Below are 11,604 nucleotides of genomic sequence, written 5' to 3' on the forward strand. Positions count from 1 at the left end.
TCACAAAACAGATAACTTGTTGTACACAAAATCCTATTTCTTACATTTGCCGTTTGTTTTTATAATAGGAGCTGAGTATCAAATCATAATAGGGAATTTTCATGTACGATATTTGTTGTGTAGGGCATATTACGTTAGATAAAGTGGTGACACCGCAAGCGGTGAAGCATATGGCTGGCGGTACTTCTTTTTACTTTTCAAACGCCATCCGTAATATGGACGTGAACTATACACTGGTTACTTCGCTTGCTTTGAGCGAAATGCCGGTTGTTGAAAAACTCCGTAACAAGGGTATCGAAGTACATGCTACTACAGGTGGCGAAACAGTTTACTTTGAAAATATTTACTCTGTTAACCAGGATCACCGTACCCAGCGTGTGCTGCAAAAAGCTGATCCTTTCACTATCGAACAACTTGACGAAATTCAGTCTAACGTTTATCATTTAGGTCCTTTACTGGCCGATGATATTTCTGTAGAATTTATAAAAGCTCTCGCTCAGCGCGGCAAGCTTTCTCTTGATGCGCAGGGGTACCTGCGTAAAGTGGAAGATAAAAACGTAGTGGCTATCGACTGGCCCGAAAAACGCGAAGCCCTGCAACACATCCACATTCTGAAAGTGAATGAGCACGAAATGGAAGTACTTACCGGTATCACTGATATCCATGAAGGTGCCAAAGTGTTAAACGAATGGGGCGTTAAAGAAGTGGTTGTAACCCTGGGCAGCATGGGGTCGGTTATTTACAACGACGGTGTTTATTACCAGATCCCGGCATATAAACCGGTTGAAGTAGTTGATGCTACAGGTTGCGGCGATACCTACATGGCAGGATATTTATATCAGCGTGCCAAAGGCAAAGGTTTCCAGGAAGCAGGTGAGTTTGCCGCCGCCATGGCCAGTTTTAAAATAGAATCATCAGGCCCTTTTACCGGAACGGAAGAGGATGTATTGGAGTTGTTAGCGAAACACAGCTTAAAACCTAAAGCTTAAGGCAAAAAGCATTTTTATTTTTTTGTCATTTCGATAGAGCGGTGGAGGGTAAGAGCTATAGGGCGAAAGAGAAATCTTATACGCTCTGTACTAACGCTTTCATGGTCGCTAAGTAGGGCGTATAAGATTTCTCCTCACAGCCTTCCGCACAAGCCGCCCTTTGTTCGTCGAAATGACATCGTGGTGAATTAAACTCTATCAGGACTGCAACCTTTCGCCTTTTACCTTTATCCTTTCACCTCCTCAAAACTATATCTCCTTAGCGTCCGAGGCATTGATCCAGCCCTCGTTGCCGCTGGCCAGCCTGATCTTCATCCAGTCGTTATTGTTTTCCAGTATCTCAACCTTGGTGCCATCATGGATCAGGAACAGGTTTTTGGCATTGGGTGTGGGAGCACTTTTTACGTTTACTGATGTGCTGAAAATGATTGCGCCATGGTGTGCGTCAAAATATTGATCCTGGCGACTTGCAACAAACATGCTTGCAAATCCGAAAATCAATATCACTAAAGCCAAATAAAACGACCATTTTTTTATGCTTACCGAATTAGTGAACCTATACACTATCAGCAATGCACATCCTGCAACAAAGAACAGGATTGTCATCACTGCCAAAGTTGTTAACGAAAAGCGGAGAATAAACGAGTGCCACCATTTGGTTATGAAAAACTCGGTACCGGCTTCTACCTTATCTGTTGTTTTTTGATTGGCAAACTGGATATTGAAATTGATATCCTCATCGCCCGGCGAAAGCTTGTGCGCTTTTTCATAATACAACAAGGCAGATGGCACATCCTCATTTTTAAAGTAGGCGTTGCCCAAATTATAATAAACCACTGCCGACTGGTGCCCCTCATCTACAATTTTTTGGTATGTGGCTATGGCTTCTTTGTACTGGCCTTTGGCATATTGGTCGTTCCCTTTTTTTAACAGGATGTTAGCTTCATCGTTAGCTAATGCATATATCGGCATAACGATGATGAGCAGTAAGTATACAATGCGCTTCATCATGTTATATTTTATTTTCAATGTTATTGATCATGTTCTGGGCCTTATCAAACACCTGTTGCTCGGTAATGCCTGATACAGGGGCATAGCGGGCCATTTCGCAAAGATCGAGTGTGTCCAACATCTCGTTAATGAGGCTTTCATCAAGCGAGCGTGCTTTTAGCTCTGATGCTATCTTTTCACGGTTCAGATCTGCGTAAGGAATATTAAGCTTGTCACTCAAATAACCATACAGACCACGGAACAGGTTTTCATAAAAGGCCTTTTTATCGTTTAGTTGCTGTTTGGCACTGGCCAGGTGTTTAGCTGCCACTTTACCTGCTTTACGACTTTTTAAACCAACCACATCTGCGTTGTTTTTATCGCGCCATTTACCGTAAACCAAAGCGCCAACAAAACCTACCGGACCCAGGATCAGCAGGAAATAATACAATCCCGATCCATAAAAATCGCTGCCTACTTCATTTAGCTCGCTGCCGGTTTTTATGTAACGGATATCATTGCTCAGCACCTTAACATCCTGTTTGCCCGCGTTTGAAAAGGCGGTAACGTTACTGCCATCACCGGAGCCTTTAGCTACTTTGATATGGAATGCCTGGGTAGTTAAAGTAACATATCTGCCGGTAGCTGGGTTAAAGTATGCGAATTTAACCGGATCGATGGTAAAGTCACCCTGGTGCCTTGGGATCAGCAGATAGGTGTATTTTCTGCTGCCCGAAGCCCCGCTGGCATTTATGGTAATAGTATCGGTGATCTTGGGCTCATACTTCTCAAAGTCAGCCGGGAAAGTTGGGCTTATCGGTTTTAATAATTTCAGGTTTCCAGCACCGCTTACCTTTATGGTGTAATTAATGGCATCATTAGCCTTTACATCTTTTTTATCGAGCGAAGCTTCAATATTAAATTTACCCACAGCGCCGGTAAACTCGGCAGGTTTGCCTGCCAGCGGCAATGATTTTACGTGGATAACAACAGGAGTGCTTTTAACCTTGTACTTCACATCCTCGTATCCGCCAAAAAATGCATCGAATGGGTCGCCTGATGATGAAGCTGCTTGCTGCCTTACTATGAAGTTCATGACCGAAGGCTCAATGGTGATATCGCCCTCATGCTCTGGGAACAGTACGGTTTGCTTAATGTCGGTTACGTTGTACCGTACGCCATTTAAAATTTCGGTGCGCCATTGGGCGTTAGGATTATTGTTTTTGATCTCCTGGCTGTAAAATCCGTTCAGATCAGGGATTTTTTCCGGTTCGCCGTTGGCGATGTTAACCCGGGTATAAAGGCGCAGGTTCATCATGATCTGTTGACCCATGTAGGCCGTTGTTTTATCTACCTCAGCACGTAAAAACAATGATTTGGAGATATCGCTTACACGTCCTTTTTGAATGTTGCGGCTATCGGGGCCGTTACTTTGTTGTTGCTGAGCCTGCTGGTTAGCCTGCCCGCCCTGGCCTTTTACTACCTTAATTTTTATCGGGAATGTACTGTAAGACCGTCCACCCGATATAATTGTAGCCGGGCCAATAGTAAATTCGCCTTCGCGGGTAGGCACCAGGTCATATCCGTAAGCAATGCTTGATGAAGTAACCCCATTGATCATGGACATACTGTTGGATACATTGGGTCCGCCCACTACCTGGAAGCCGCCAAAAGCCGGTGGCGCGAAACGATCGCCATTGGCATTGATGGAAAAGGTTACTTCAAGTACTTCGCCTGTGCCTATGGTGGTTTTATTTACCGATGCCGTGAACTTTACCTGCGCAAAAATCAGGCTTGAGCAACACAGCAGCAACGTTAATATGGAAAGTTTAATTTTCATTAGTATCTACAAAACAACAGGATTTACCAATCTTTTGAAATAGGCACCTTAGCACCTTTTAATTTTTTATTCTTAAGCTTATCCTGGGTTTGCTTTTCATCATTGTTAAGGGCATCAAGCATACGCTGGGCGTCATCTTTTGACAACTGGTTAGGCTGTTGTCCCTGCTGATCTTTCTGATCCTGGTTTTGTTTATCCTGATCTTTCTTGTCCTGGTCCTGCTTATTTTTATCCTGGTCTTTTTTGTCTTTATCCTTGTCCTTATTGTCTTTGTTATCTTTATTCTCATCCTTGTTTTTGTCCTTGTCCTTATTATTCTTGTTGCCCCCGCCGCCTTTATTCTTATCCTGCTGGTTTTTCAGCATTTTTTGAGCATAGGCAAGGTTATACCGGGTTTCCTCATCTTTAGGGTTATTAATGAGGGCCTTTTTATAAGCGTCGATACTTTCCTGGTATTTCTTTTCGGTCAAAAATGAATTGCCGATGTTGTGATAGGCACCTGCTTTTACATTTTTATCAATGGATGCCGTTGCCAGTTTATTGAACTGCGCCGCTGCATCATCATATTTCTTTTGCTTAAACATGGCGTCGCCAAGGTTAAAATTACCCTCCAGGGTTTTTTCCTTTTTGCTCATGGCCTGGCGGTAAGCCGCTTCAGCTTCTTTAAACTTTTTTGCTGATAAAGCTCGTTACCCTGCTTCAGGTATTTTTTTCCTGCTGGGCAAAAAGAAATGAAGCCTGCAGCACTAATAAAATGGCTATGATATATTGCTTCATGTGTTTTTTACTTCAAATAATTTGATCTTGCTTAGGCGCATGTTTTTACGGATGGAAATAAAGAACTCGGCCAATAACAATACAAAGGCAATGGCCAGGAAAAACTGGAACCTGTCTTCAAAGTCCTTAAACTGTTTGGTATCCGTCATTTTGCGCTGCACCTTAGCTATTTGGTCCATTACAATGTTGAGGCCACTGTTGGCATTGTTGGCACGTACATAAACACCGTTTCCTGCTTCGGCAATTTCCTTGCCCATTTGCTCATTAAGCTTGCTTACTACGGGGTGGCCGGTGCTGTCATTATGGAAACCAGTTTGTTTGCCGTTTTGATAAATGGGGATTGGTGCACCTTCTTCCGAACCTACTCCAACCACATTTACCGTAACATTTCTTGCTAAAGCGGCTTTGGCTGCCGATACGGCATCGTCCTCATGGTTCTCACCGTCGGTAATAATAATAATGGACTTGCCGGTTCCGTTCTTAAAATCAAACGACTGCATGCCTAAATTAATTGCAGCGCCAATAGCTGTGCCCTGTGTTGGTACCATTTCGGTATTAATGGTATTGAGGAACAGTTTAGCTGCCGCATAATCCGTAGTTACCGGAAGCTGTACATAAGCCTGGCCTGCAAATACAACGATGCCGATACGGTCGTCATGCAGTTTATCAATCAATTGGGATAACGCACGTTTGGCGTTTTCCAAACGGTTAGGAGCAAGGTCTTGCGCCAGCATACTGTTAGATACGTCAAGTAGTATCATCAAATCGGCGCCTTTGCGCTTTACCTCTTCGGTTTTGGAACCCAGTTGCGGATCGGCTATGCCGATAACAACAAGCGCATAGGCTAAAATAAAAAAGATGAACTTGATCCAGGGGCGGGAAAAGGATACCTGCGGCATCAGCTGCATCACCACCTCCTTGTTTCCCAACGAGGCAATTGCTTTACGTTTCCACCAGTTTACCCTCAAAAAAATAAAGAGCAGCAGCGGAATAGCAAGCAATCCCCATAAAAATTCTGTATTTGCAAAACGTAGCATGCTGTTATGTTATAGCTCCCTTAAGCAGGGTGTGTCTTGTTAAAAATTCCAACGATAAAAGCGCCAGCGCGATAATTGCGAACGGCAAAAAGCGCTCAGTTTTTTTGCGGTACTGGGTAACGTCAATCTTGGCTTTTTCCAGTTTGTCAATCTGTTCGTAAATATCCTTCAATGCGCTGTTGTTGGTAGCCCTGAAGTATTTGCCGCCGGTAATGGTAGCAATTTTGTTCAGTGTACCTTCGTCAATATCAACCTTCATGCGCTGGTATTGTACACCCATTGGGGTTTGAACAGGATAGGGGGCATAGCCGTTGGTACCTATACCAACTGTATAAACCCTTACACCAAACTGTTTGGCAATTTCGGCAGCGGTAACCGGAGGGATAGAGCCCGAGTTGTTTGAACCATCGGTAAGCAGGATCACTACTTTACTTTTGGCTTCGCTATCTTTTAAACGGTTTACAGCCGTAGCCAAGCCCATCCCGATGGCGGTACCATCTTCAATCATCCCGTTTTTGATATCGGCATAAAGGTTTACCAGTACCGAGTGATCGATGGTGAGCGGACATTGCGTGAAACTCTCACCACTAAAAACTACCAGGCCTATCCTGTCGTTAGGGCGGTTCTGGATAAAATCAATAGCGATGTTTTTGCCGGCCTCAAGCCTGTTGGGCTTAAAATCTTCGGCGAGCATACTGCCCGAGATATCTGATGCAATAACGATATCGATGCCCTCAGTAGTAGTATCCTGCCAGCTTAATGACGACTGAGGCCTTGCCAGTGCTATGATAAGCGCAGCCATTGCAAATGAGCGTAATATGATGCCCAAATGCCTGAAACGCGGCAGCATGCTTTTGGTGATCATGGCAAAACCCCTGATGGTAGGCATGGCCAGGTTACCCTGCAGTTGCTTTTGTTTCCAGATGTACCAGCCCACCATAAGCGGAATGCTGATGAACAGCCAGAAAAAGCCCGGATGAGCAAATTCTATTCCTTTAAACCAAATCATTTTGCCTCATCTCCCTTCACATTTACATCGGTTGGCCTGGCACGGGGTTGCGTATCTTTAATAAAAGTAACGGCGTTTTCCATGCTCTTTTCATTTTCATTGGCCGCGGGTTTCTCTTTGGCAAACTTTACCATATCGGCAAGTATGAGTAATTGCCTTAACAGGTTTCTGTCTTCGCTGGCTATGTCCATGTGCCTTAAGCTGGCAAAGATCTCTTCGGATGTTTGCTCCAGGGCTTGGATGTTGTACCGTTTTTCAAGGTACTCGCGCACCACGTCGCTCAGTTCAATATAATATTGTTTAACCTGGTCATGCTGCCAAAGCTGCTTGTTTTTGATTTCTTCGAGTTTTTGAAGGGCCTGGATATGCAACGGGATATCGGGCTTAACTTCTTCAACGATCACTTCTTTTTTAGGCCGTTTTAACAGATAATAAACCACGGCGCCAATAACGATCAAGCCAAGCAATATACCTGTAACCAGCTTCCAGTTATCACGCAGCCAGTCCCAAAAAGTGTATTTAACAGCCAGCGGCTGTTTAATGTCATAGAAAGCTTTAGTTGTATCAACGGCAACTGTTCTGACATCAAGATTCAATGTGTCCGTGTTTAAATCGCCTACCGGCGATTTAAACACGGATGACGGGATGATATAAGTACCGCTGTCGAATGCGGTAATGGTATAATGCCTGTTGATGGTTTCGATGGATTGATCGCCCTTGTCAAAAGCAGTATCTGCCTTAAAGTTTACAATCCGGATCTTGCCGATGCTGTCGGCCAGTTTAGGAAATCCTATACTGTCCTTAGCGTGAAAACGAATACTTAAGTTGAGCTGTGTTTGTTCGCCTATCAGGATCGATTTTTTATCCAGTGTAGCTTTAGCCCCAAAGTTTTGCGCCCTGCCTGTTTGGTAAAAGCCTGCAAGCAATACCAACATAGCCAGGGTGTATTTCATGTACCTGTTCATATATTTTACCGCCGGCCTTCCCGCTTTTTAAATAATGTCATTAATGGTTTAACGTATGATTCATGTGTGCCAATGGTAGTATAATCAACCCCCGAGCGACGAAAAGCATCCTGCAGGGCGGCGTTGCGTTTCACTGCATCCCATTTAAAAGCGTCGCGAACAGCTTTGTCGCCGGTGTTTACCCACATGATATGGCCGCTTTCTTCGTCCTTAACCGGGATCAGTCCCAGGTTCGGGAACTCTTCCTCGTGTTTGTCGTAGAGTTTTAAAGCGATGATATCGTGCTTTTTATTAGCGATCTTAAGCTCGTTTTCAAATTCGGGCGTAATAAAGTCAGAGATCACAAAGGCCGTGCATTTCTTTTTGATAACGCTTGTGAAGTATTTCAACGCTTCGGCCACGTTAGTGCCTTTGTTTTCGGGCTGAAAAGCAATCAGCTCGCGGATGATCATCAGGATATGGCTGCGGCCTTTTTTGGGCGGAATAAACTTCTCGATCTTATCGCTGAAAAAGATTACGCCCACCTTGTCATTATTCTGTATGGCCGAAAATGCCAGTACCGCGCAAAGCTCGGTTGCCAGATCCTGCTTTTGCTGATTTTGCGTGCCGAAGTTTTCAGAACCACTCACATCCATCAGCACCATAACGGTAAGCTCGCGCTCCTCATCAAACACTTTTACATACGGATGGTTAAAACGGGCGGTAACGTTCCAGTCGATGGTACGGATTTCGTCGCCGATCTGGTATTCGCGCACCTCGCTAAAGGCCATACCACGCCCCTTGAAAGCCGAGTGATACTCGCCCGAAAATAAGTGGTTACTTAAGCCACGGGTTTTGATCTCTATCTTCCTTACCTTTTTTAGCAGATCCTTGGTGTCTTTAGCCATATACCCTCCTAAATCCCCCCGAGGGGAGGACTTTAAAAGCCTTTTAATTAACAATTTTATCTTTTTATCTCCCTCTCCTTTGGAGAGGGCAGGGGTAAGGTTTACGGTACCTCAACCACGTTTAGGATGCCGGTAATGATATCCTCACTGGTGATGTTTTCGGCCTCGGCCTCATAGCTTAAGCCAACACGATGCCTTAATACATCATGACAAACTGCACGTACATCTTCAGGGATCACATAACCGCGGCGTTTAATAAAGGCGTATGCTTTTGCTGCCAGTGCCAAACTGATGCTTGCCCTTGGCGATGCACCAAAGGTGATCAGCGTTTTGTATTTGGCAAGCTTAAACTGATCGGGGAAACGGGTTGCAAAAACAATGTCGATGATGTATTGCTCTATCTTTTCGTCCATATAAACCTCGCGCACAATTTTGCGGGCTTTGATGATCTCATCTGGCTTGATGATAGCGTTTGGCTTATTCATGCCTGACGGCGAGATATTGGCGCGCATGATCTTTTTCTCATCCTCTTTGTTAGGATATTTGATCACCACTTTTAACATAAAACGGTCAACCTGAGCTTCGGGCAGGGGATAGGTTCCTTCCTGCTCAATAGGGTTTTGGGTTGCCAGTACCAGGAACGGATCGGGCAGTTTATAGGTGGTATCGCCAATAGTTACCTGGCGTTCCTGCATGGCCTCAAGCAGCGCGCTTTGCACTTTGGCAGGCGCACGGTTAATCTCATCGGCCAAAACAAAGTTGGAGAAGATAGGGCCTTTACGCACAATGAACTCTTCTTTCTTTTGGTTGTAAATCATGGTACCCAATACGTCGGCAGGGAGCAAATCCGGGGTAAACTGGATCCGGCTAAAATCGGCATGAATGGCTCTTGACAGGGTATTGATGGCCAGCGTTTTAGCCAGTCCCGGTACACCTTCCAATAAAATGTGCCCATTAGCCAGTAAACCGATCAGCAAACGCTCAACCATATAACGCTGACCAACGATCACTTTATCCATCTCCATAAGCAGCAGGTCGATAAACGCGCTTTCCCTTTGTATCATTTCATTCAGTGCCCTGATATCGGTTGAATACGATGTTGGAGCTGCCGGAGCTGCTGATGAAACATTTCCTGTGTAACTATTTTGTTCTTCCATTAATTTTTTTGTTTCGGTAGGCAAACTTAAACACCCGCTCAATTTTTCGCCAACTAAAATCCATGCTTAAATGTTAAAAAGTGTTAAATCGTTATATATCGCGGCGGATATATCTGTTTAACACTCACAATGTTTGGTGATAATTGTTAAATCCGGCTATGTTAAGTCCCAATATACACTATTTAGCCGCTTGCGGTAATATATAACGTGTTAAAACGGGTTTTATTGAATTGGCATAGGTTAAAGTTTTCCGGACTTTATTATCTATTTTTAATCAACATTATCCGGGCGATATGAAAAAGAGAAGATTGTTTTTTATGCTGGTGATAACCGTCGTTTCGGCAATGGCTGCGAGGGCGCAAAATATGTATAAAAACATCCCTCTGCCAAAAGCCATCAACGGTGTAAACGAAGAATTTTCGGGTATGACTATTTATGGCGGTCGCCTTTACCTCGAACCGCAATATGGCGATCATAAAGAAACAAAATTGGATGGTACATTTAACCTGTATAGCATCCTTGCAGATAGCATCAACAGGGTTATAGATGGACAGGACACAGCATTATCAGCCTTTAAAACCATCAGCGTAAAAAATTTGAACTTGCTCCCCGATTCTGTAAAAGCAAACTATGAAGGCTTTGAAGCTATCAGCATCGCTAATAATACGGTTTTCCTTTCTATCGAAACGGACGATAAATACCCATACTGTTTTGTGCTGAAGGGCAAATTAGATACCTTTAAAGGAGAAGTGATAATTGACCCGGAGCATTTTATTTCCCTGCGAAGATATCCACCCATCAGCAATGCCGGGTTTGAAAGTGTTACCTATCTCCCTAAAGAAAACAAGTTGCTGGCTTATTATGAGTTTAATGCAATGTCTAAAGGTGGCTGCGGCTACTTGATAGATACTTCGTTTAGTAAGATGCCTCAGCAAATTACAACACCATTCCTGTATTTCAGGATTACGGACATAGCAGCAGCCGGTGACGGGAAGATCTACGGTGTAAATTATTTCTGGAACGGTGATTACGATGCTTATCTAAATAACGATTGGGTGAAAAAGTCAGAGGCTAATATTAGCAAAGCAGTCCCGGAGATTGGCAGTAAATTAAGAACCGATCCTAACTACCTCCATAACAACCCTTACGCTGCAATAGTAATGTTGAATACCCGTAAAAGTAAGCAGTGGAAATATATACGTTCATTTGATGGTGTTAAAAATAACTGGGAAGGTATAGCCCTGTTTAAGAAGGGGGCATTGATTGTTACCGATGCCAACAGGAGTAGTAAGCAGGTTTGCAGGTTGGTTTACGTGGATTTTTGAGGAAACTAAAAAGAGGATGTCATGCTGAGTGATTTAAATCCGGTGGCCTCTGAAGGTAAAATGACATCTGCGTCAAGTCATTGCTGTAAGGAATGAAGCAATCCCCGACAGGCTGGTAACGGGCTTCATTAGTATTTGACTTACATCGTCGCGCTCCTGGCCGCGCGGGGCCAGTTACTTTTGTCGCCACAAAAGTAACCAAAAAGGCTTACAGCAGAGAGGCTTCTTTGCGCACAAACTGGCCCCATAGCCATCGGCACGGCCTTCACCCTGCAAAACGAACAGAACCACGGCTGTAATTATTTTGCCCCGATTCGCACACATATACCCACCACTTCTGCAAAAACTTGCTATGCCCTGCAGCCGCACCGCCCAGCATCGTTCTGCTCGTTTTCACCCGAAGCTGATCTGCTGCGAAAAACCATATTTTTTATCTTGTCATGGGTAGGTTCTCGAAGCATGGTGGGCAGGCCTCTGCGCGCGACCCTTCGACAAGCCCAGGGTGACAGGCCGGCACGTAAAGAAAAAGGATGTTATGCTTAGGTTCTCGAAGCATAGTGGACGGGCCTTCGTAACCCTTCGACTAACCCTGGGCGACAGGCGATGAGCCGAAAAAAGCCGCTCATCG

At 44.3% G+C, this 11,604-nt stretch carries 11 protein-coding genes; 2 read left to right on the forward strand and 9 right to left on the reverse strand.

From position 1 onward, the window contains the following. Positions 1-101 precede the first annotated feature (101 nt). The gene (locus ACQ86K_RS32770; RefSeq protein WP_091173540.1) at positions 102-989 is read left to right on the forward strand and encodes a PfkB family carbohydrate kinase; all 888 of its coding nucleotides are present in this window, start codon (positions 102-104) and stop codon (positions 987-989) included. Between the two features lie 249 nt (positions 990-1,238). Here ACQ86K_RS32770 and ACQ86K_RS32775 read toward each other — a convergent pair whose 3' ends face one another. From ACQ86K_RS32775 to ACQ86K_RS32810, 8 genes are all read right to left on the reverse strand, one after another. After that, positions 1,239-2,000, reverse strand: a complete 762-nt coding sequence (locus tag ACQ86K_RS32775; protein ID WP_256337524.1) for a tetratricopeptide repeat protein — start codon at positions 1,998-2,000, stop codon at positions 1,239-1,241. Position 2,001: 1 nt separating this feature from the next. After that, on the reverse strand, positions 2,002-3,819 hold the full coding sequence (locus ACQ86K_RS32780) for a BatD family protein (RefSeq protein ID WP_091173544.1): 1,818 nt from the start codon (positions 3,817-3,819) through the stop codon (positions 2,002-2,004). A 23-nt stretch (positions 3,820-3,842) separates the two neighbouring features. Then, positions 3,843-4,454 carry a tetratricopeptide repeat protein gene (locus tag ACQ86K_RS32785; RefSeq protein WP_431199476.1) on the reverse strand — a complete coding sequence of 204 codons (612 nt, stop codon included), beginning with the start codon at positions 4,452-4,454 and terminating at the stop codon, positions 3,843-3,845. A gap of 138 nt (positions 4,455-4,592) precedes the next feature. After that, positions 4,593-5,633 (reverse strand): vWA domain-containing protein, encoded by a 1,041-nt coding sequence (locus tag ACQ86K_RS32790; protein ID WP_091173551.1) that lies wholly within the window; start codon positions 5,631-5,633, stop codon positions 4,593-4,595. Between the two features lie 4 nt (positions 5,634-5,637). Further along, positions 5,638-6,642: a vWA domain-containing protein gene (locus ACQ86K_RS32795; RefSeq protein ID WP_218134506.1), complete on the reverse strand. Its 1,005-nt coding sequence runs from the start codon at positions 6,640-6,642 to the stop codon at positions 5,638-5,640. Next, positions 6,639-7,595 carry a hypothetical protein gene (locus tag ACQ86K_RS32800; RefSeq protein ID WP_431199477.1) on the reverse strand — a complete coding sequence of 319 codons (957 nt, stop codon included), beginning with the start codon at positions 7,593-7,595 and terminating at the stop codon, positions 6,639-6,641. Before ACQ86K_RS32800 ends, ACQ86K_RS32795 begins: the two co-directional genes overlap by 4 nt. 17 nt (positions 7,596-7,612) lie before the next feature. After that, positions 7,613-8,494: a DUF58 domain-containing protein gene (locus ACQ86K_RS32805; protein WP_091173557.1), complete on the reverse strand. Its 882-nt coding sequence runs from the start codon at positions 8,492-8,494 to the stop codon at positions 7,613-7,615. A gap of 101 nt (positions 8,495-8,595) precedes the next feature. Then, positions 8,596-9,651 carry an AAA family ATPase gene (locus ACQ86K_RS32810; protein WP_091173559.1) on the reverse strand — a complete coding sequence of 352 codons (1,056 nt, stop codon included), beginning with the start codon at positions 9,649-9,651 and terminating at the stop codon, positions 8,596-8,598. A gap of 293 nt (positions 9,652-9,944) precedes the next feature. On the opposite strand from ACQ86K_RS32810, the gene ACQ86K_RS32815 reads away from it, so the two are divergent. After that, positions 9,945-10,976, forward strand: a complete 1,032-nt coding sequence (locus tag ACQ86K_RS32815) for a hypothetical protein (protein ID WP_431199478.1) — start codon at positions 9,945-9,947, stop codon at positions 10,974-10,976. A 265-nt stretch (positions 10,977-11,241) separates the two neighbouring features. Here ACQ86K_RS32815 and ACQ86K_RS32820 read toward each other — a convergent pair whose 3' ends face one another. Further along, positions 11,242-11,373, reverse strand: a complete 132-nt coding sequence (locus ACQ86K_RS32820) for a hypothetical protein (RefSeq protein WP_431199479.1) — start codon at positions 11,371-11,373, stop codon at positions 11,242-11,244. Between the last annotated feature and the right edge of the window lie 231 nt (positions 11,374-11,604).

It is taken from the genome of Mucilaginibacter sp. P19, from assembly GCF_050632265.1.
GTDB lineage: Bacteria > Bacteroidota > Bacteroidia > Sphingobacteriales > Sphingobacteriaceae > Mucilaginibacter > Mucilaginibacter gossypii.

Excerpts from the sequence above, each read along its gene's own strand:
- ACQ86K_RS32795 (WP_218134506.1), bottom strand. The coding sequence starts at position 6,642 with ATGATTTGGTTTAAAGGAATAGAATTTGCTCATCCGGGCTTTTTCTGG.
- ACQ86K_RS32770 (WP_091173540.1), top strand. The coding sequence starts at position 102 with ATGTACGATATTTGTTGTGTAGGGCATATTACGTTAGATAAAGTGGTG.
- ACQ86K_RS32780 (WP_091173544.1), bottom strand. The coding sequence starts at position 3,819 with ATGAAAATTAAACTTTCCATATTAACGTTGCTGCTGTGTTGCTCAAGC.
- ACQ86K_RS32775 (WP_256337524.1), bottom strand. The coding sequence starts at position 2,000 with ATGATGAAGCGCATTGTATACTTACTGCTCATCATCGTTATGCCGATA.
- ACQ86K_RS32810 (WP_091173559.1), bottom strand. The coding sequence starts at position 9,651 with ATGGAAGAACAAAATAGTTACACAGGAAATGTTTCATCAGCAGCTCCG.
- ACQ86K_RS32805 (WP_091173557.1), bottom strand. The coding sequence starts at position 8,494 with ATGGCTAAAGACACCAAGGATCTGCTAAAAAAGGTAAGGAAGATAGAG.
- ACQ86K_RS32800 (WP_431199477.1), bottom strand. The coding sequence starts at position 7,595 with ATGAAATACACCCTGGCTATGTTGGTATTGCTTGCAGGCTTTTACCAA.
- ACQ86K_RS32785 (WP_431199476.1), bottom strand. The coding sequence starts at position 4,454 with ATGAGCAAAAAGGAAAAAACCCTGGAGGGTAATTTTAACCTTGGCGAC.
- ACQ86K_RS32790 (WP_091173551.1), bottom strand. The coding sequence starts at position 5,633 with ATGCTACGTTTTGCAAATACAGAATTTTTATGGGGATTGCTTGCTATT.
- ACQ86K_RS32815 (WP_431199478.1), top strand. The coding sequence starts at position 9,945 with ATGAAAAAGAGAAGATTGTTTTTTATGCTGGTGATAACCGTCGTTTCG.